Source organism: Streptomyces sp. NPDC050610 (assembly GCF_040654875.1).
In the GTDB taxonomy this organism is placed as follows: Bacteria; Actinomycetota; Actinomycetes; order Streptomycetales; family Streptomycetaceae; genus Streptomyces.
Genome location: NZ_JBFAIV010000012.1, coordinates 167,199 through 188,013, shown reverse-complemented (window position 1 = coordinate 188,013; position 20,815 = coordinate 167,199). Strand labels below are relative to the sequence as shown.

General features: G+C 73.1%; 14 protein-coding genes. 6 read left to right on the top strand and 8 right to left on the bottom strand.

The features are described 5' to 3' along the window. Positions 1-298 precede the first annotated feature (298 nt). Positions 299-1,186, top strand: coding sequence for a hypothetical protein (locus tag AB0I22_RS17570; protein WP_363131669.1), 888 nt, complete (start codon positions 299-301; stop codon positions 1,184-1,186). Between the two features lie 95 nt (positions 1,187-1,281). On the opposite strand, the gene AB0I22_RS17565 is transcribed toward AB0I22_RS17570, so the two are convergent. Continuing rightward, positions 1,282-3,462 carry a DUF6350 family protein gene (locus AB0I22_RS17565; protein ID WP_363131668.1) on the bottom strand — a complete coding sequence of 727 codons (2,181 nt, stop codon included), beginning with the start codon at positions 3,460-3,462 and terminating at the stop codon, positions 1,282-1,284. A 193-nt stretch (positions 3,463-3,655) separates the two neighbouring features. Here AB0I22_RS17565 and AB0I22_RS17560 point away from each other — a divergent pair, with 193 nt between their 5' ends. Beyond that, positions 3,656-5,431 (top strand): helix-turn-helix domain-containing protein, encoded by a 1,776-nt coding sequence (locus AB0I22_RS17560; protein WP_363131667.1) that lies wholly within the window; start codon positions 3,656-3,658, stop codon positions 5,429-5,431. 354 nt (positions 5,432-5,785) lie between these two features. On the opposite strand, the gene sucD is transcribed toward AB0I22_RS17560, so the two are convergent. The 6 genes from sucD to AB0I22_RS17530 form a co-directional block, all read right to left on the bottom strand. Further along, positions 5,786-6,670 carry a succinate--CoA ligase subunit alpha gene (gene sucD, locus AB0I22_RS17555; protein WP_363131666.1) on the bottom strand — a complete coding sequence of 295 codons (885 nt, stop codon included), beginning with the start codon at positions 6,668-6,670 and terminating at the stop codon, positions 5,786-5,788. 21 nt (positions 6,671-6,691) lie between these two features. Further along, positions 6,692-7,867: an ADP-forming succinate--CoA ligase subunit beta gene (sucC, locus tag AB0I22_RS17550; protein WP_363131665.1), complete on the bottom strand. Its 1,176-nt coding sequence runs from the start codon at positions 7,865-7,867 to the stop codon at positions 6,692-6,694. Between the two features lie 291 nt (positions 7,868-8,158). Continuing rightward, positions 8,159-8,326 (bottom strand): hypothetical protein, encoded by a 168-nt coding sequence (locus AB0I22_RS17545; RefSeq protein WP_363131664.1) that lies wholly within the window; start codon positions 8,324-8,326, stop codon positions 8,159-8,161. After that, positions 8,323-9,555, bottom strand: coding sequence for a VWA domain-containing protein (locus AB0I22_RS17540; RefSeq protein ID WP_363131663.1), 1,233 nt, complete (start codon positions 9,553-9,555; stop codon positions 8,323-8,325). Before AB0I22_RS17540 ends, AB0I22_RS17545 begins: the two co-directional genes overlap by 4 nt. 45 nt (positions 9,556-9,600) lie before the next feature. Further along, positions 9,601-12,063, bottom strand: a complete 2,463-nt coding sequence (locus AB0I22_RS17535; RefSeq protein ID WP_363131662.1) for a DUF5682 family protein — start codon at positions 12,061-12,063, stop codon at positions 9,601-9,603. Positions 12,064-12,297: 234 nt separating this feature from the next. Next, entirely contained in the window at positions 12,298-13,437 is a 1,140-nt protein-coding gene (locus AB0I22_RS17530) for an AAA family ATPase (RefSeq protein ID WP_363131710.1), read from the bottom strand. 203 nt (positions 13,438-13,640) lie between these two features. On the opposite strand from AB0I22_RS17530, the gene AB0I22_RS17525 reads away from it, so the two are divergent. Continuing rightward, positions 13,641-15,056 carry an SWIM zinc finger family protein gene (locus AB0I22_RS17525; RefSeq protein WP_363131661.1) on the top strand — a complete coding sequence of 472 codons (1,416 nt, stop codon included), beginning with the start codon at positions 13,641-13,643 and terminating at the stop codon, positions 15,054-15,056. Positions 15,057-15,229: 173 nt separating this feature from the next. Then, on the top strand, positions 15,230-16,912 hold the full coding sequence (locus AB0I22_RS17520) for a DUF5691 domain-containing protein (protein ID WP_363131660.1): 1,683 nt from the start codon (positions 15,230-15,232) through the stop codon (positions 16,910-16,912). 284 nt (positions 16,913-17,196) lie between these two features. Here AB0I22_RS17520 and AB0I22_RS17515 read toward each other — a convergent pair whose 3' ends face one another. Further along, entirely contained in the window at positions 17,197-17,607 is a 411-nt protein-coding gene (locus AB0I22_RS17515; protein WP_363131659.1) for a cobalamin B12-binding domain-containing protein, read from the bottom strand. A gap of 334 nt (positions 17,608-17,941) precedes the next feature. On the opposite strand from AB0I22_RS17515, the gene AB0I22_RS17510 reads away from it, so the two are divergent. Then, positions 17,942-18,790: an alpha/beta fold hydrolase gene (locus AB0I22_RS17510; RefSeq protein ID WP_363131658.1), complete on the top strand. Its 849-nt coding sequence runs from the start codon at positions 17,942-17,944 to the stop codon at positions 18,788-18,790. A 185-nt stretch (positions 18,791-18,975) separates the two neighbouring features. Further along, a complete protein-coding gene (locus AB0I22_RS17505; protein ID WP_363131657.1) occupies positions 18,976-20,730 on the top strand; it encodes a peptidoglycan DD-metalloendopeptidase family protein in 1,755 nt (584 codons plus the stop codon). The last annotated feature ends 85 nt before the right edge of the window (positions 20,731-20,815 follow it).

Here is a 20,815-nt window from a genome sequence, read left to right as displayed (position 1 = left end):
AGCGGCACCCTCGGAACCAGGGAACTCTACGAAGCCGCCGACCGTCAGCAACGATACCGGCACACCGAACGGCCCCCACGGGACGGGGGCGCACGCGGGAGGTAGCGTCTGGACACAGCGCATCCATGGCCGGGTTCCGGGCACGACACATGAAGTGGCACGACACTTGGTGTGAGACCTGCCGGAAGACGACACAAGGGGAAGACACACTCCACATGCCGGACCGACGCCGCACCGCGGCTCACCGCCTCCTGTTGCCCGCCGCATCCACCGGAGGGCAGCGATGAGGTACGCCCGCATGTCAGAGGGTTCAGTGCGGTCAGAGCGATCGGAACGGTCCGAGCGTTCAGAGCGGTCGGAGCGGTCGGAGCGGTCGGAGCGGAAGTCACCGTCGTCGTCCTCGCCGCAGGACGACAACCCCTTCGCGCCGCCGCCGGAGGGGCACGCGGACCAGCCGTGGCAGCCCCGCCGTACACCTGCTTCTTCCGGCTCCTCGGAAGATTCCGCCGACGGCTCCTCCGGGGAAGGCGGCACCGAGGGCCCGAAGGAAGACGAGCGGGGCGGGCAGGGGGAGCGGCCCCCGGCGTGGGGCAGCCAGTGGAGCAGCCGGCAGCCGGGCCCCCAGGGCGGCGGCTTCGGCGGCAGCCCGCAGCAGCAGAAGCCGAGCGGCGGTCCGGAGGGTCCGGGCGGCCCGGGCAACCAGGGCGGTCCGGGCGGCGGCCCCGGCGGCCTGCGCTGGGACCCCACCGACCCGGCGCAGCGGCGCGCGCGGTACTCCCTGCTCGCCGGCATGTGGGCCTTCTTCTTCGCCCTCTTCAGCATTCCGCAGGTCGCGCTGTTGCTCGGCGCCCTGTCGGTCTACTGGGCGATCAGCTCGCTCCGGGCGAAGCCCAAGCCGCGCACCCCCGACGCCGGTGCCGCGCAACCCGCCGCCGGACAGCCCGCCGCCGGACAGCCCTCTGCCGGGCAGCAGGACCCCGCCCGCAAGCCGCAGACGACGGCCGCGGTCAGCGGCCTGATCGCGGGCGCCGTCGCCCTGGCCATCGTCGCTGCGACCTTCGCCTTCCAGGCCGTCTACAGCGACTACTACTCGTGCGTGGACGACGCCCTGACCCAGACCTCCCGCCACTCCTGCGAAGACCTCCTGCCCAAGCAGCTCCGCCCGCTGCTGAGCACGCAGAACTGAGCTCGTGGAACTGAGTACACGGAACTGAGCACGCGGAAACGGTCGGCGGCAGAACGGTCGGTCCGGCTCGGCGGCCCTAGCCGGAGTCGTCGGCCCTAGTCGGAGTCGGCGGGCTTGGTGAAGTCGTGCGGTTCGAAGTCCGGCATCAAGCCGCCGCCGGAGTCCTTGAGCGCCGCCCAGCGGGCCTGGCGGGCGCCGGTGTCGTGCCAGGACCCTTCGGGCCGCGCCGCGGGAGGCGGGCTCCAGGCCGTACGTACCGTCAGCTTCCAGCCTTCGGAGTGGCCGCGCTCGCGGTCGGGGCGCGGGCGGCGCTCGCGCCGCCACCACCGGGGGGCCTCGGCCTGAGCGGCGGGCGCGGCCGGTCGGCGGTGCCGGGCCCGCGTGGGCCCGCCCTGCTTCGTACCTGCGGGGACAGCCGCCGTCTCGGCCGGGCCGTCTCCCTGTCCCTGTCCCTGTCCGTGTCCCTGTCCGTGTCCGTGTCCGTGTCCGCCCAGTGAGCGCCGTACCGCCGCCCGGCCGCCCGCTCGGGCCCGCCTGAGCTGCCGGCGGCCCGCGGCCGCGAGGCTCTGCGAGGAGCTGCCTTTACGTCGGCGTTGCGGTCGGTCGGCAGCTGCGCTCTCGCCCGCCTCGCCTCGCGTCTCGACGGCCTGACGGACGACCGCCGCCGCACCGGCGGCGCCGGGCCGTCGGTGTCCGCGACGGCCGGCGGGCGTGCTCGCTGTCCTCCGGGCCGAGGCCCGGGCCTCGGCCCGCGCCGCCTCCCGCGCCCGCCACCAGCGGAGCACCAGCGCGAGCGGGGGCGCGATCACCGCTGTCCAGGCCGCCGCGGCCGGGCCGGTGAGCACCCAGGCGGGGCCGAAGCGGGCCAGGGCCTCGTTGCCAAGAGGGCCGGACGCGGCGGCGGTGAGGAGTGCCACCGCGACGCCGCAGACGACGGCGGCGAGGACCGCCGTCAGGGCGGTGTCCCACCAGGACCAGGCTGCCGTTGCGGCGGATTCCCGCGCCCCTTCGCCCTCCTCGCCTCGTTCGGCCTCCCCGTCCTGGCCGGTCGCGCCGGACCCGCCGGACCCGCCCGAACGCCGGCGCGGGATCGACGCCCCCGCCACGAACCACGCCGCCGCCAGCCCCGCGCCCACCGGAATCGCGCCCGCCACGAGCCACGTCAGCAGCGCGGCCGGGCCCTCGTCGGGGAGGGCGGCGAGGAGCGGGAAGCGCGGCAGTACGGGGTAGCCGGCGGCGCCCTGGGGGCTCACCGCGCTGGCCGCGCCGATCGTGAAACCGGGGCCGAGCCCGTACGCGGCTCCCCAGACGACGGCGTTCGGCAGCAGCGCCAGGCTGACCAGCAGGACCGCGAACTGTCCCGACGCCACGTCCGCGAGCTGCCCGAACGACGCCCGCGCCGCGCCCATGTGCCCGATCAGGGACACCGCGACGAGCAGGGCGCCACCCCCGAGCAGTACGGCGGTGGCGGCGGCCCCGGCCCGTAGGGCGGCGCCGGCGCGGAGGCGGACGAGCCAGGCCCGTAGCGCACGGCCTCGGCGGAGGAGCGCGGGACCGTGGCGGCGGGCCGCGGGGCTGTGGCGGAGGCGCGCGAGCCCGGTCCATAGGCGCGGTGGGACGGTGGCCGCCACGAAGTCGACGACCGCGGGGAGCGGGTTGCCGGGCCGGTAGGAGGCCCGCCACGCCCCGGCCGCGACGGCGGCCCCCGCCACGAGCGGCAGGTGGAACAGCGCCGAGAGCGGCGCTGCGCGCAGATCGCCGTACGAGGAGTACACGGTCGCGCACACGCCGACGAGCAGGTAGCCGCCGAGCAGCGCTCCGGCGGCGAACCGCGGCTGCTGCTGCTCGGCGAACCGGGGCTGCCCATGGGCTGTGGGGAGCTGCCCCTGACCGTCGGCCTCGTCCGCGTCCTCACGGTCGCCCAGCAGGTGCGACGCCGCCCGGTAGAGCAGCCAGCACGGCAGGGCCGCGAGGAGCAGCGGCGTGAGGCCGAGGGGGGCGGGGCCGCCGGACAGCGTTCTGGTCCGTACGAGGTCCGCGCCGTGCGCCAGAAGCCACAGGTCGGCGGCGTGGTGGAGGGCGGTGCCGGGGCCGCCGCCGGGGTAGGGCGAGGAGATCCACAACAGGAGTACGACCACGGCGAGCACCCCGAGCCCGAGGCCGGCCGCGACCGCTCCGCCGAAGGCGAGTTCGCCGGCCGAGGACGAGGGCCGGATGGTGACGGCGGCCCGTCCGGCGGTCGGGGACGACTCGCTGCGCTCGGTCAATTGCGTCACGTAGTCATGCTGCCAAGAACAGGCCATTCCTACCTGTAGCGGGCATTTGGTCGCCGTGTCGCTCAATGTATGTTTATGTCATTTTTGATGCTTCGCTAGCTGAACGACCGGGCATGAACGACTGGCTTCGACGACCGGCTTCGACGACCGGCATTGACGACCGGCATTGACGAGTGGAGAGGCGACGAGAGGCATGACGCGGTCCGGCCCCGAAAGGCTTGAGGAATCCAATGCCACCTTGCCGCCCGCACACAAGGGCCGTGCACTGCGCGTGGCACGTTCGGTGACACGCGAACAGCTCGCGACCGCGGTCGGCGTCACGACCGCGACCGTACGCTCCTGGGAAACCGGCCGCACCAGCCCGCGCGGCCGCAAGCGCTCGGCGTACGCGCGGATACTCGCCCGCTTGGAGGCAGGACTCCCGCTGGAAGAGCCGACGGGGGACGCGAGAAATACGGGAGACGTGGGGGGCGCAGTGGACGTGGGAGGTGCGAGAGACACAGGGCGCGACGGTACGCCGCCCTCGCCGCCGACCCCCGCGGCCGGCGCCTCCGCCGCGACGCACGCGGTCCAACGCCTCCTGATCGAGGCTTTCACCGCACCGCCCGGTACGGGCGCCGCCTCGGCCCTCCCGGCGAACGGCGAACAGCCCGAGCCCCCCGGCCCGAGCCCCATGGGCATACAGACCGAGCCGGGCCGGGCGTCCGACGAGACGGATCGTCGCGCCGCGTCGCGGAGCCCGTCGCACGACCCGTCGCCCAGTCACGCGGAGGCCGGACCGCCGCCCGGGAAAACGGGCTCGGCGTCCGCCCCAGCTCCCGATCCGAGCGGCACGCGGTCCGGGCCGCCCCGGCGCAAGGAGCCCCGCCGACCGCCGAGCTGGACGCGGAAGCAGCCGACGGGCCCCGCAGCGGACGAGATGGCCCCCGCCCCTGCCCTGACGCTCACCGGCACGCCGACCGGACCGCCCCGCGAGCGGAAGCGCGGCCACGTGCCGAGCTGGGCACGGGCCCAGGAGCGCGACCCAGCCGCCGGCCGTACGCGCGAGAGGCGTGCGGACGACAACCGCGCGGCCGACAGGTCCAGGACTCGGCAGGCCAAGCCCCGCACCCCGCGCCCGACCGACGAACCGGCGGCCGCGGCCGCTGCCCGCGTCACCCCCGCCGACGCCTTCGACGCCCTCTACGAGCGGCACGCCGCGCCGCTCGCCCGGCAGACCTACCTGCTCACCGGCCGCCCCCAGCTCGGTCGGCGCGCCGTCGAGCGGGCCTTTCAGCTGGCGTGGGAGCAGTGGCCGGCCGTCGCCGTGGACCGGGACCCGGCCGGTTGGGTGCGCGCGGCAGCGTACGAGCACGCGCTGTCGCCGTGGCACCGGCTGCGCCCCGGCGGCGACGAGCCGCCTGCGGAGCCGGAGCGGGAACGGGATGCCGCGCTGCTGCGCGCGATGGTGAGCCTCCCCGGTTCGTACCGCCGCACGCTGCTGCTGCACGACGGGGTCGGGCTCGGCCTCCCGGAGACCGCCGCCGAGACGGAGGCGACGACCCCCGCCGCCGCGAACCGGCTCAGGCACGCCCGGTCCGCCGTCGCCGAGCGGCTGCCGGAGCTGCGCGACCTGGCCCCCGCCGATCAGGGCACGGCCCTGGGGGAACGTTTCAGCGCGCTCGCCGCGACGCTGCCCGGCACAGTGACGGCCGCCCGGCTCGTACGGGCCGACGGGGAACGCCTCACGCGCCGGTCGACGCGGGCGGCGTTCGGGATCACGGCGGTGATCGCGGTGGCGACGGCGTTCACGCTGCTCACCTCGGAGGGCCCCGTACCGCCCCGGCCCAGGCAGGTCCAGCCCGCGGCGACCGCCCCGGCGACGCAGCAGCCCGCCACCGGGAAGGCCAGGAAGGCCGCCGAACGGCAGGCCGACGCCGAGCTGCGCGGCCTGCCCCGGTCGGGCCGGCTCGTACCGGACTCGCGCTGAGGGACCGAAGGCGCTCCGAGCAGCCATACGAGCGCTGAGGGACCGGACTAGCCCTGAGGGGCCGTACGGACGCTGAGCGGCCGTACTCGCCCTGAGACCGTACGGGCGGGGGCGTGCACGTCCGGCCCGGGACGCCCGTACATCCGGGACGCGCCCTGTACGAGCAGGGGCGCGCCCTGTACGAGCAGGGGCGCGCGTACATCCGGGGCGGCCGCCCGGGGAGCTATCCGAGGGCGGCGCGCCCGTCCGGCCAAGGCACCCGTACGGTCGGCAGCCCCCGCACCGCCACCGTGCCCAAAACAGGCGCGGGCCCGCACCCCGTGAAGGGTGCGGGCCCGCGGCGCGGTACCGGTCTCAGCCGGCGAGCGCGGCACGCGCCAGGCGCGCCGTCTCGGACGGGGTCTTGCCGACCTTCACGCCCGCGGCCTCAAGGGCCTCCTTCTTCGCCTGCGCGGTACCGGACGAACCGGACACGATCGCACCGGCGTGGCCCATCGTCTTGCCCTCGGGCGCGGTGAAGCCCGCCACGTAGCCGACGACCGGCTTGGTGACGTTGGCCTTGATGTAGTCCGCGGCCCGCTCCTCCGCGTCGCCGCCGATCTCGCCGATCATGACGATCAGGTCGGTGTCGGGGTCGGCCTGGAAGGCGGCCAGGGCGTCGATGTGCGTGGTGCCGATGATCGGGTCGCCACCGATGCCGACGGCCGAGGAGAAGCCGATGTCACGGAGCTCGTACATCATCTGGTAGGTCAGCGTGCCGGACTTCGACACGAGACCGATGCGGCCGGGCTTGGTGATGTCGCCCGGGATGATGCCGGCGTTGGACTGGCCGGGGGTGATCAGGCCGGGGCAGTTCGGGCCGATGATCCGGGTCTTGTTGCCCTTCTCGCCGGCGTACGCCCAGAAGGACGCGGAGTCGTGCACCGCGACGCCCTCGGTGATCACGACGGCCAGCGGGATCTCGGCGTCGATCGCCTCGACGACGGCGGCCTTGGTGAACTTCTCCGGAACGAAGATGACGGAGACGTCGGCCCCGGTCTTCTCCATCGCCTCGGCGACGGAGCCGAAGACGGGCACCTCGGTGCCGTCGAAGTCGACGCTCGTGCCGGCCTTGCGCGGGTTGACGCCGCCCACGATGTTGGTGCCGTCGGCGAGCATGAGCTTGGTGTGCTTCATGCCCGTGCCGCCGGTCATCCCCTGGACGATGACCTTGCTGTCCTTGGTGAGGAAGATAGCCATGGTGTTGGAGTCCCTCGTCCCTTACTTCGCAGCCGCGAGCTCGGCGGCCTTGTCGGCCGCGCCGTCCATGGTGTCCACGCGCTGCACCAGCGGGTGGTTGGCGTCGGACAGGATCTTGCGACCCAGCTCCGCGTTGTTGCCGTCGAGGCGGACGACCAGCGGCTTCGAGACGTCCTCACCCTTGGACTTGAGCAGCTCAAGGGCCTGGACGATGCCGTTGGCGACCTCGTCGCAGGCGGTGATGCCGCCGAAGACGTTGACGAAGACGGACTTGACGTCCGGGTCGCCGAGGATGATCTCCAGGCCGTTCGCCATCACCTCGGCGGACGCGCCGCCGCCGATGTCGAGGAAGTTGGCCGGCTTCACGTTGCCGTGCTTCTCACCGGCGTACGCGACGACGTCCAGGGTGCTCATCACGAGACCCGCGCCGTTGCCGATGATGCCGACCTCGCCTTCGAGCTTGACGTAGTTGAGGCCCTTGGCCTTGGCCGCCGCCTCCAGCGGGTTGGCCGCGGCCTTGTCCTCCAGCGCCTCGTGCTCGGGCTGGCGGAAGGCGGCGTTCTCGTCGAGCGAGACCTTGCCGTCAAGCGCGATGATCTTGCCGTCACCGGTCTTGACCAGCGGGTTGACCTCGACGAGGAGGGCGTCTTCCTTGATGAAGACGGTCCACAGCTTCTGCAGGGTCTCGGCGACCTGGTCCGCGATCTCGGCCGGGAACTTGGCGGCCGCGACGATCTCGGCGGCCTTCTCCGGGGTGCAGCCCTCGTTGGCGTCCACCGGGATCTTGGCGAGCGCGTCGGGGTTCTGCTCCGCGACGACCTCGATCTCCACGCCGCCCTCGACGGACGCCATGGCGAGGAAGTTGCGGTTGGTGCGGTCCAGCAGGAAGGAGACGTAGTACTCCTCCTTGATGTCCGCGGTCTGGGCGAGCATCACCTTGTGGACCGTGTGGCCCTTGATGTCCATGCCCAGGATCTGACCGGCCTTCTCGACCGCGTCGTCGGCGCCGGAAGCAAGCTTCACGCCACCGGCCTTACCGCGGCCACCGACCTTGACCTGCGCCTTGACGACGGCCTTGCCGCCCAGACGCTCGGTCACCTCGCGCGCCGCCTCAGGCGTGTCAATGACTTCACCGGCCAGCACCGGTACACCGTGCTTGGCGAAGAGGTCCCTCGCCTGGTACTCGAACAGGTCCACGCGCGTCCGTCCCTTTTCCATGGATATCGCGGTTCGTTGTCTGCGCGGGCGTGCCGCGGGAGCAGCGTGAGGACGCGATCTTTTACGAGGGCGGCACACGTGCGCCGGGTACGCGGCATGTCCGTCTCGCAGGTTATCCCCGAGGGCGGTAGGTCCCTAAATCACAGATCACAGTTGAGCCGTGATTACCCTCACAGATCGCCACGTGGCGGCTTGTATATACGTACGGGCGGCTACACGGCGGGGCCGGCCGGCGCTCACCCGAATGCCCTGATTCGGCACTGAGGCCAACTACCGAGCGTTATTGCTCACCATTTTCCGTGGCCGGTCGTCTTCGCCCTCGTCTTCGCCCTCGCCCTCGTCCGTGGCCGCCGTGACCCTCCGCCGCCCGTAGCCGCTCGCCGCCCGTAGCCACTCGTCGTCCGTAGCCTCTCGCCGCCCGTCCTCGTCCGTCGTCATCGCCCGGCCTCCTTGTCCGGCACCGGCAGCGGCCGCTTCTCTATCGCCGCCGCCATCACCTCCGGGAAGAGGTCCGGAGTGCAGGCGAAGGCGGGCGCGCCGAGTGCGGCGAGCGCCGCCGCGTGCTCGTGGTCGTACGCGGGCGCGCCCTCGTCCGACAGCGCGAGCAGCGTCACGAACCGCACGCCCGACGCCTGCATCGCGGCGACCCGCGCCAGCATCTCGTTCCGTATGCCGCCCTCGTAGAGGTCGCTGATCAGCACGACGATGGTGTCCGCGGGGCGGGTGATGCGCGACTGGCAGTAGGCGAGCGCGCGGTTGATGTCCGTGCCGCCGCCGAGCTGGGTGCCGAACAACACGTCGACCGGGTCGGCGAGTTCCTCCGTGAGGTCGACGACCGCCGTGTCGAAGACGACGAGCCGGGTCGCGAGGGAGCGCATCGAGGCCAGCACCGCGCCGAACACGGACGCGTAGACGACGGACGACGCCATCGAACCCGACTGGTCGACGCACAGGACGACTTCCTTCTTCACCGCCTGCGCCGCCCGGCCGTACCCGATGAGCCGCTCCGGCACGATGGTCCGGTACTCCGGCACGTAGTGCTTGAGGTTGGCCCGGATGGTCCGGTTCCAGTCGATGTCGTGGTGGCGCGGGCGGTTGATACGGGCGGAACGGTCGAGCGCTCCGGTGAGCGCGGCGCGCGTACGGGTCGCCAGGCGCTTCTCCAGGTCCTCGACCACCTTGCGCACGACGGCCCGCGCGGTGTTCCGCGTCGTCTCGGGCATCGCCTTGTTGAGCGACAGCAACGTCCCGACCAGGTGCACGTCCGCCTCGACGGCCTCCAGCATCTCGGGCTCCAGCAGCAGGGCGGCCAGCCCGAGCCGGTCGATCGCGTCGCGCTGCATCACCTGCACCACGGGGGCGGGGAAGTACGTGCGGATGTCCCCGAGCCAGCGCGCGACACCGGGCGCGGACGCACCGAGCCCGCCCGTACGGGAGGCGTCGTTACGGGAGGTGTCGCCGTTCTTCCCGTCACCGCCGTAGAGCGCGCCGAGCGCGGCGTCCATACCGGCGTCCGCTCCCGCGAGGACGCACCCGGTCCCCTCTCCCCCGCGCTCGCCCCCGAGCACGAGCCGCCAGCGCCGCAACCGCTCGTCACCGGACCCGATGGCGTCGGACCCGATGGCGTCGGACCCGATTACGTCGGATGCGCCGTTCGCGTCGCCCATCAGCTCTTCCCCTCCCGTGAGTTGATACGTGATACGTGCGGTGGCTCAAGTTCCCGTCCCCAGCAGCGCGTGCAGCGTCGGCAGTACGGCCGCCGCGCGCTCGGCGTCCAGCCCCGGACCGAAGCCCGGCGCTCCGGCGCTGCGCACCGGCGGGGGCGCGCCCGGCCCGCCCCGGCGCACCAGCTCGCCGAGGGTGCGGCGGACCCCCGGGTCGTACGAGCCGAAGGTGCGCCGCAGCAGCGGCAGTACGCCCGTGAAGGCGTCGGCCGGTACGCGCGTGAGCCAGCCGTCCACCAGGGCGAGGAGGCGTTCGTCGTGCACGAGGAGCATGCCGCCGGAACCGCCGCTCCCGACGAACCCCTCGATCCAGGCCGCCGCATCGGGCGGCTCGGTGCCCGGCGAGAGCGCGAGGCCCATGAGTCGGGCCGCCTCGCCGTCCGCCAGTCGGCCGTCGTCGAGCAGCAGCCTGACGGCGCGGCCGCGTATCAGCCCCGGTATGCCGTCCCGGCCGGAGAGCCCGCGCAGGACGGCGGACCAGCGCTCCCGTATTCCGGGCGCCGCCGCCTTCCCGGCCGCTACGGGCGCACTTGTCGGCTCCTTCGCCTCTGTCGTTCCTGTTGCTTCTGCCGGCTCGGGCGCTTCGGTCACCTGGGGAGTCGCTGCCGCCTCTGTCGCTTCCGCCAGCAGGCCGACCGACGTGTGGACGCCGTCCAAGTGGCCGCGCATCGTCGCGGACGCGTCCGCGTCGAGGCCGGCGCAGGCGGGCGGCAGGCCCACGAAGACGCGCTCGGCGAGCCCGGCCGCCACCTCGCCGAGTGCGTTCGCGTCCGTACGCCGTACGTCTCCGTAGCGCACCGAGCGGACGAGAGCGGGCAGGGCCCGGGCCAGGTTGCCGACGTCCGCGTCGAGCGCGGCGCGGTCGGCCAGGGCGCGCAGCACCACGGGGAGGGCGTCCGTGAGCCCGGCGAGCAGGCACTGTTCGGCGAGGCCGGTGACGTCGGCCAGTGCCTGGGCCCCGGCCGCCTGGGACTCGGCCTTCGCGGTGGCGGCGGCGAGCACGGTCGTGCCCCACACCCCGGCCTCCGCGACCTTGACGGACAGCTCCGGTTCCCAGCGGAGCCGCCAGGTCTCGCGGAACGTGCCGAGTCCGTCGCGCGAGCGGGTCGCCTCGCCCCAGTCGATGGCGAGGAGGCGCAGCCGGTGCAGCAGACGGCTGCGCGCAGCGTCGGTCTCCTTGCGCAGGTCCAGCTCCAACTTCCGCTCCGCGGCCTCCGGTTTGAGTCGAAGGGAGCGCTGGATCCGGCCGAGATCGCGTTGCAGGGGCGTGGCCGGGGCCGACTCCGGCACCTCGCCCAGCGCGTCGCCCACGACGAGCCTGTCCCGGACGAGCGCGAGCGGCACGTCGGAGCCCTCGCACAGCACGGCCCGTATGGCGTCGGTGGTCTCGGCGAGCCCCGCGAGCGGGCGTCCGCGCATCGTGGCGAGGGCGTCGGCGAGCCGCACGGCCTCGATGACGTGTGCGGAGGACACGGGCTGGTCCTCGTCGCGCAGCAGCCCGGCGACCTTGGTCATCCAGCGCTCTATGGGCCGGTCGGGGACGTCGAAGAGGTGCCCGTACCAACCGGGTGAGGCGATCCCGGCTCCGTAACCGCTGTGGCGGGAGAGCCGGCGGTGCGTCCAGGGAACCCAGCTCAGTTCGGCCTTCACCTTGGGGAGGCCCTTGAGCCGCTGCCGGTCGGCGGCGACCGGCACCGTCTCCGCGAGCGCCGGAACGTGCCACGCGCCGCAGACGACGGCCACGCCGTCCCCGAACTCCCGCCGCGCCTCCCGCAGCCGCAGCCGCATGTGCGCCTCGCGCACCAAGTCCCTCTCGTGTCCGCCGTGCCCGTACTCCTCCCGGAGCGCGGCCATGGCATCGGCGAGCGCCTCGAACGGCGCGAGCGCGATCCCCATGGTCGCGTCACCGGCCCCCGAGGCCCCGGGGCGGCCCGTGCCGCCGCCACGGTGCTCGACGACGTCCTCCCACCAGCGCTCCGGGTCGTCGTGCCCGGCCGTCTCGGCGAGTACGGCCAGGGGGTCGACGCGCAATTGCGCCGCGTCGGGTGATGCGTCGGGGGGTGCGTCGGGAAGCGCTTCGGGCGGGGCTTCGTCCATCGCCCGGACGCCATCGTCCATGGCCAGCGATACGGCCGCGGGCAGGTCGATGAACCGCACCGGCACGCCTCGGGCCAGCGCCCACCTGATCGCCACCCACTCCGGGGAGAACCCGGCCAGCGGCCAGAACGCCGCGCGCCCCGGATCGTCCACGGCATGCGCCAGCAACGCCACGGGCGGCCGCATGTCCTCCTCCGCCGCCAGCCCGATGACGGCATCGGCCTCCGGCGGCCCCTCGATGAGCACGGCCGGCGGCTCGCACGCGTCGAGCGCCGCCCGTACGGCTCGCGCGGACCCAGGCCCGTGATGCCGCACCCCCAACAACACCGGCCCACCACCCCGTACCCCGGCCATCCCCGTCGCCCCCCTGTCCCCTCTCATACCGACCGCCCCCGACGCCCCTTATCCACAGTCATACGAACTCCCCCGCCCCGCCGCTCGGCACAGCCCTGCCAGTCCCCCTCCGCCCCCGTACACCCACAGCCCCCTCGCTCCGTGTCCCCACCGAATCCCCCGTCACGTCCGCCCCCCTGTCGCGGCCGCCGCCCCCGAACTCGCCCCTCCCCTCAAGGCACCCCGGCCCCTTGGTCACGCCGAGACCTCGCGGCAGGCGCGGTAGAAGTCCTTCCAGCCCTCCCGCTCCCGGACCACCGTCTCCAGGTACTCCTGCCATACGACGCGGTCCGCCGCCGGGTCGCGGACGACCGCGCCGAGGATGCCGGCGGCGATGTCGCCCGCCCTCAGCACGCCGTCGCCGAAGTGGGCGGCCAGGGCCAGGCCGCCGGTGACCACGGATATCGCTTCGGCGGTGGAGAGCGTGCCGGAGGGGGATTTGAGCTTGGTGCGGCCGTCGGCGGTGACGCCGTCGCGCAGTTCACGGAAGACTGTGACGACTCGTCGGATCTCGTCGACGCCTTCCGGCACGGCGGGCAGGGCGAGCGAGCGGCCGATCTGGTCGACGCGCCGGGCGACGATGTCGACCTCGGCCTCCGGGGTGGCCGGGAGCGGGAGCACGACCGTGTTGAAGCGGCGGCGCAGCGCGCTCGACAGTTCGTTGACGCCCCGGTCGCGGTCGTTGGCCGTGGCGATCAGGTTGAAGCCGCCGACAGCCTGCACCTCCTGCCCCAGCTCGGGGATGGGCAGGGTCTTCTCGGACAGCACGGTGATGAGGGTGTCCTGCACGTCGGCCGGGATGCGCGTCAGCTCCTCGACCCGCGCCGTCATGCCGTCGGCCATGGCCCGCATGACGGGACTGGGCACGAGCGCGTCCCGGCTCGGACCGTGCGCGAGCAACTGCGCGTAGTTCCAGCCGTACCGGATGGCCTCCTCCGGCGTGCCCGCCGTGCCCTGCACGAGCAGGGTCGAGTCGCCGCTGACGGCGGCGGCCAGGTGCTCGGACACCCAGGTCTTGGCCGTGCCGGGCACTCCGAGCAGCAGCAGGGCCCGGTCGGTCGCGAGAGTGGTGACGGCGACCTCGACGATGCGCCGCGGCCCCACGTACTTCGGCGTGATGACGGTGCCGTCGGGCAGCACTCCGCCGAGGAGATAGGTCGCCACGGCCCACGGCGACAGCCGCCATCTGACGGGCCTCGGCCGGTCGTCGGCGGCGGTCAGGGCCTTGAGCTCGTCGGCGAAGACGACTTCGGCGTGCGGCCGCAGCGGCTCACCGCCGACATCGGCGCGGCCACCGGCACCGGCACCGGCACCGGCACCGGCACCGGCACCAATATCGGTGGTGGCACCAATATCGGTGGCGGCGTCGGCGGTGCTCGCGGGCTCGTTCTCGATTCCGGGCACGGTCACAGGTCCCCCCTCATCACGCGGTTTCGGGATGCGGGAACCACACTGCACCACACCACTGACAATCGACCTGGAGCCAACAAAGCCGCAGGTCAAGGCGATTGTCAGTGGCAGGCCGTAGTTTCGTCGGTATGAATTCGCAGGGGGAGTTCTCGACGGCGGAGCAGGTGCTCGCGCTCGCACCTGACGCTGCGTCACGCAAGGCGGGCAGCAGGCTCGCGGCGCCCGGATCATGGTCGGGCACGGGGGCGGGCGAGTGCGCGGTGTGGGGGCTGTGCGCGGGCAGCGGCAGCACGCCGTACCGCACGGTCGTCGATCTGTCCGGCACGGACGGACCGGCGTCCAACTGCTCCTGCCCGAGCCGCAAGTTCCCGTGCAAGCACGCGCTCGGGCTCCTCCTGCTGCATGCCTCGGACGAGGAGGCCGTACGGGCCGGAGGCGAGCCGCCGGACTGGGCTCGGACGTGGCTGACCGGACGGCGCCAGCGGGCCGCACGCACCGCCACCGCGACCGTGACAGCGGGCCCCTCGACCGTAGAGGCAGAGGCAGAGGCAGAGGGGGACGGGGACGCGGCTGCCGCCGGATCGTCGGCGGGCCAGGCCGCTGCCCGCCGACGCGCCGAGCAGCGCGCGCGGCGCATGGCGGACGGGGCGCGGGAGTTGGAGGACCGGCTGGCCGACCTGCTGCGAAGCGGTCTGGCCTCGGCCGACCGAGGTGGTTACGGGCAGTGGGAGGAGACGGCGGCCCGCATGGTCGACGCGCAGGCCCCCGGCCTTGCCGCGCGCGTACGCGAGTTGGCGGCGGCCCCCGCGTCAGGCGAGGGCTGGCCGTCCCGGATGCTGGCGGAGTGCGCGCTGCTGCACACCCTCAACCAGGGCTTTCTCCATCTCGACGGACTACCGGAGCCGCTGGCCGCCACGGTCCGCTCGCGCGCCGGGCTCACCACAGACACCGCCGAACTGCTCGCCACCGGGGAGCCGGTCCGCGACGACTGGCTGATCCTCGCCCAGCGGGACGCCGAAGACGGCCGGCTGACCACCCGCCGCATCTGGCTGCACGGCCGGAAAACCGGCCGCATGGCTCTGCTGCTGTCCTACGGAGCCGCGGGCAGAGCCCCCGAACTCACCCTCCCCGTCGGCCTCTCTCTCGACGCCGACCTCGTCTACTACCCGGCCGCCCTCCCCCTGCGGGCCGCCGTCGCGTCGCGCCACGCACCGCCTCGGACCACGGGCGAACCACCCCCCGGCACGGACGTCGCGACCGCCCTCGCCCGCTACGGGGACGCGCTGCGCGCAGACCCATGGCTCGATGTGTGGCCGGTCGTCCTCGCCGACGTGATACCGGCCCCGGACGCCGAGCTGGGCTGGCAGTTGGCCGACGCACGTACCGAGGCGGCGCTGCCCGTCGACCCGCGCTGCACGGACCGTACGGGCCTGTGGCAGCTCCTCGCGGTCTCGGGCGGTGAACCGGTCACGGTCTTCGGCGACTGCGGCCACGCCGGCTTCACCCCGCTGACCACGTGGGCGCCCGAGGCGGTCCCTCTCTAGGACGGCTTCAGGACTGCTTCGGTACTACTCCAGGACGGCTCCAGTTCTGATTCAGCGCTGCTCTGGGGCCGCGCCCAACCACACCCACCCACCCCACGGCCCCGGTTCCCGCCCGCACGCGGAGCCGCCGAACGGGCCCCGACGGGCCTTGCACGGAAGGGACTGACTCCTACATGGCCACCATGACCACACCCGCCTGGGACGAACTCGTCGCCGCCGCACTGCTCGGCACCGGGCGGCGCACCCCGCCCGTAACACCTCGCCCCGGCCAGGACGCGGCGACGGCCCTCCTGGACGCCGCCGCGATCCAGACGGTACGGGGGCGGGCCGGCCTGCTGCCCGCCGTAGCCCGCCATCGCCCGCCCACCGCACCGGCGGACCGACGGCCCCCGCTGCCGCCCGCGGCCCGCGCGCGGCTCGCCATGCTCCTCGCCGACCGGTCCGGTCCGGCAGGCGGCAGCCGGCGCGGCACCGCGCCGGATCTGACCGAGCTGCTTCCGCAGTGGCTGACGGCGGCCAACCAGTACGGCTACCGCGCCCCGGCCGCGCTGCTGCCCGCGCTGCTGGACACGGCCCGGGGCCGTACCGACCTGCGCCCCGAGGCCCTGGCGCTGGCCGGGCCGCGCGCGCTCTGGCTGGCGAGGCTCAATCCGCAGTGGAAGTTCGCCCTGCGCGGCAGCCCGGCAGGCGACTGGACACCGGCCGCCGCCCATCCCGCCCCGAGCGGCAGCAGCAGCGGCAGCGGCAGCGAAGAGAGCGACGAAGGCCGCGGCTCCAACGAAGCGGAAGCGGCCGAACGGATCTGGCAGGAGGGGCTGTTCGCGGAGCGCGTGGCACTGCTGTCGGCCCTGCGCCGCCACGACCCCGACGCCGCGCGCACGCTGCTCGCCACCACGTGGTCCACTGAGCGGGCCGAGGACCGGCTGATGTTCCTGGACTCCCTGCGCGAGGGGCTTTCGGCGCAGGACGAGCCGTTCCTGGAACAGGCCCTCGCCGATCGCAGCCGCAATGTACGGGCCACCTCCGCCGAACTCCTCTCCGGACTGCCGGGCTCCGCGCTGGCCGCCCGGATGGCAGGCCGGGCACGGTCCTGCCTCGCCCTGGACTTCAGCGCCCCGCGCATCGTCGTCGAAGCCCCGCACGAGTGCGACAGCGCCATGCAGCGGGACGGCATCGTGGCGAAGCCGCCTTCAGGACGCGGCGAACGGTCGTGGTGGCTCGGCCAGTTGGTGGAGGCCGCGCCGCTCTCCGAGTGGAGCGAGCGGTTCGGGGCACGGTCCGCCGCCGAGATCGTGGCGCTGCCGGTCGCCGACGGCTGGCAGCCCGACCTGCACGCCGCCTGGTGCCGGGCGGCCGCTCGGCAGCGGAACGCCGAGTGGTCCCGCGCGCTGCTCGGCCCCCCGGCCTCGCCGCCCGCCGGGGCCGAGGCGTCCTGGCGGGACCCGGCGAAGCTGCTGTCGGCGCTGCCGCCCGATGAACGGGCGGCGTGGGTCGCGGCGTTCATATCAGTGCACGGGCTCTCCGAGGCGTTCCGCCTTCTCGGGGTGTGCGCGGTGCCGTGGTCGGAGCCGCTGGGGAGAGCCGTCGTGGACGCACTCGACATCGCCAGGGACGCGGGGAGCTATCCATGGAGTTTCAGCGGAGTGATGGGGCTGGCCGAGCGGTGCCTCGACCCGGACCAGGCCGACCGGCTGGAGGTGCTGACCGCCCAGCCGGACGAGCCCGAGAACGGTTCGCCCGGAGCGGCCGGCTACTGGTCGGAGGCTTTCCAACGCCTGGTCGGCACCTTGCGCCTGCGCGCCACCATGCGCCGGGAGCTCACGCCGGACCGCCGCGCGGCGCCCACCGGCCCGTAATGCCCGTGGCGTACGTGCACCGGGGCGCCGAGGGCGCTCGCTCGTCCAAGCGCGTCGACGAACACGCCGGCAGCCATCCGGTCCGCCGCCCGGACCGATCCGGCCCGGCCCCGCTCGCGCTCGGACCGAGCCACCGGCCTCTCCCCCTTCGGCGGTTCTACGCACTCCCGCGGGCTCGGTGAAGTCCGGTGCGGTGGGGCGGCGCTTTGAAAGGGCGCGGGGAACAGCGCGATCAGCCACGACGACGTGCAGTCGGGCGGCCTACCGGACGTTCAGCGGAGCGCTCAGGCCGGCACCTGCCGGACATTGGCGTTGACCCACTCCACGATGGACGCCGTCGTCGCGCCCGGAGTGAAGATCTCCGCCACGCCCAGCTCCTTGAGCGGAGCGATGTCCGCCTCGGGGATGATGCCGCCGCCGAAGACCTTGATGTCCTCGGCGTCGCGTTCCCGCAGCAGCTCTATCACCTTGGCGAAGAGGGTGTTGTGCGCGCCGGAGAGGATGGACAGCCCGATCGCGTCGGCGTCCTCCTGGATCGCGGTGCCGACGATTTGCTCGGGGGTCTGGTGGAGCCCGGTGTAGATGACCTCCATGCCGGCGTCCCGCAGCGCACGCGCGATGACCTTCGCTCCGCGGTCATGGCCGTCGAGACCCGGCTTGGCCACCACCACGCGAATCGGACCGGTCACTCCCATCACTGCCTCCATGTACGACTGCCGTCACCGGCCGTAAGTGTGAACGAACGTTATCGCCAGCATCGCGCACGCGGCAGTTTCACGGTGGCGAGGGAGGGGGAAATCACACGTGGGACAATACGTTCGCTACGCACTGTGTCCGAATCCCCTTGCCAGGGGAGGCCATCGGGCCGGTCGCGAGGTACGCCGCACCGAGGCCGCCGCACGGCCGCGCCGAACACCGCGCGTCACGACAGCGCGTCACGGCAGCGCCCCACGGCGCGCCGGGCACGGCTGCCCATGAGGGCACACGGGGGTCAGAGCCGTCTCCTGCGTGCGGTTCGGGAGGTCGGCCATGGTGGCCATGCCCTTTCCTTTTTCACTCCTTCGCTCCTCGGCCGAGGCCGTCCGGGCCACCGCGCTGGAGCTGGCGATACTCGCCGGGCACGTGATCCTCTATCCGACGGGCCTTGCCCAGGAGCGCCGCCCGCCGCCTCCCCCGCCCGGCGCGCCCCTCGCCCGCGAAGGGCCGGCGCCACCGGACGAGGCGCCCGGCGACGCGCCCTCACCGCACCCTCCCGTACTCCTCCTGCACGGCTTCATCGACAACCGCTCCGTCTTCGTCCTGCTGCGCCGCTATCTGCGCCAGCACGGCTGGCGGCAGGTGGAGTCCCTCAACTACTCGCCGCTGACCTGCGATATCCGTACGGCAGCCGCGCTGCTGGGCCGTCATGTCGAGGAGCTCTGCGCCCGTACCGGCCATCAGCGGGTGGACGTCGTCGGGCACAGCCTGGGCGGGCTGATAGCCCGTTACTACGCGCAGCGGCTCGGCGGGGACGCCCGTATCCGCATCCTGGTCACGCTCGGCACGCCGCACGGCGGGACACGCGCGGTGCCGCTGCTTTCAGCACATCCCCTCGTTCGGCAGATGCGCCCGGACTCGCCCGTCATCACGGAGCTCACCCTGCCCGCGAAGGGCTGCCGGACGCGTTTCGTGAGCTTTTGGAGCGATCTCGACCAGTTGATGATTCCGGTCGAGACCGCCCGGCTCGACCATCCTGACCTGCACTGTCGCAGCGTGCGGGTCAGCGGGGTGGGGCACCTCGCACTGCCGGTGCACTGCACGGTGGCGGCCGGGATTCGGCAGGCGCTGACGGCCGAGGAGGCGGCCGGTGACGCGTCGGGAGCCGTTTCGGTTGCATGACGCGGCCGATTTTTCATCGAAAACAATTCGAACGCCAAGCCAAGGAATCGGCTCCAGTCCACCGAAAGGCGGCTAAATGACCGGTCCTTGAGGTGGCGATAACCGCCGAAGATTGTGGCTGCCGCATACCGCCGGGTACAGTCGCCGCTAATTCTCGTGCTGCCTAGGCGAAAGAGAAGTTGGTGGTGAACGACCGTCACCCGTCGGGGAACTCCACTCCGACCGTCCCCGCGCCGGAAACCCCATACGCGCACAGCGCGACATACGGGGAGCAGGCGGCGCACCAGGGTTATGCCGGGTACGACGGCTACTCCACCGGTACGTTCCAGAACATCGGAATCGCCTACAGCGGCTACGACGCCGGGCATTCCGGTCAGTGGGACACAACGGGCCAGTGGGACACGACCGGCCAGTGGGAAACAACTGGTCAGTGGGGTGCGAAGGGCGCGTACGACACCGCGTGCGGCACCACTGGCGCGTACGACACCACGGGTTCGTACGGCACCGTGAACCCGTACGGCGACACCGGCACGTACGAGACCACCGGTCAGTGGCACAGCGCCGACCAGTGGGACGCCGGCGGCCACACCCAGACCTGGGACACCGGCCTCTACGCGGCGAACGGGCTGCACGAGCAGCAGACCGGGCAGTGGGACACGACGGCATGGGGCGGCACGGGCGCCTACGGCGCGAGCAGCGCCACCGGTTCGTACGAGGTGTACGGCACCACCGGTTCGTACAACACCATCGGCGGCGCCGTCGGGAGCACCACCGGTCAGTGGGGCGGTCCCGAGCAGTGGGACGCCGGCGGCCACACCCAGACCTGGGACACCAGCGCCTACGCGACCATCGACGAAGCGCGGCACGAACAGACCCGCGAACACCCCGGCGGAAACGGCCCAGGCCCCGAACCCGAACCCGGCCGCCCCGGCAGCGAGCACGAACCCGCTCCGCATACCGCCCACGGCCACACCTCCGAAGCCGACTTCGCAGCAGACCTCGCGGCTGATTTCACGGCTGACTTCGAAACGCGCGTGGAAGACAGCTTGGCAGCGGGCCGCGAAGACGGCTTCGACGCGGAGCCCTCGGCACAAGAGCCGCCCGTGCACGAGCCGTCGGCATTCGATCCCTCGGCGGCCGGCCACGGCCCCGCTCCCCTGCCCGGTTCCCGCCGCGACGGCGGAAACCGCGGGCGGCGCCGCGGCGCCCCCGCCCGTACCGGCTACCGCCCCCGCCGCTCCGCGCTCCTGACCATCGCGGTCCCCTCCGTCGCCGCCATAGGCGTCGCCGGGATCGCCGCGGCCAGCGTCACCGGAGGCGGCAGCGATGCCAAGAACACCGAGGCGTCGGCGCCCGATCCGGCCACCGTCAAGCCGTCCGCCGCCAACAGCAAGCTGGACACCCAGCTCGCCGGGGTCAGCAGGGACGCCGACGACTTCGCGGACCGGGCCAGCCGCACCCAGCAGCGCCTCGACCTGAAGGCACGCCAGGCCGCGGAGAAGAAACGAAAAGCCGATGAAGCGGCCCGCAAAGAGGCCGAGCGCCCCAAGTTCCTGCTGCCGGTGAAGCAGAAAGGGCTCAGCGCCTATTTCGGGCAGGCGGGCGTCAACTGGATGTCCGTGCATACCGGCATCGATTTTCCGGTCGGCCTCGGCACACCCGTGATGGCCGCGACCGACGGGACGGTACGCACCCAGTTCAACGTCGCCTACGGCAATATGGCCATGGTGACCTCGCCCGACGGCACCGAGACCTGGTACTGCCATCTGAGCAGCAACAAGATCCGGTCCGGCACGGTCAAGGCCGGCGACGTCATCGCCTATTCCGGCAGCTCGGGCAACTCCACCGGCCCGCACATGCACTTCGAGGTACGCCCCGGCAGCGGCGCGGCCATCGACCCGCTGCCGTGGCTCCGCTCCCACGGCCTCGACCCGACGTAGGGCTCACGGCCTCGCCCCGACCGTAACGCGGTCCCGAAGCCGAGGCCCTGAAGTCGCGAGACTGAGGTCGCGAGACTGAAGCCTT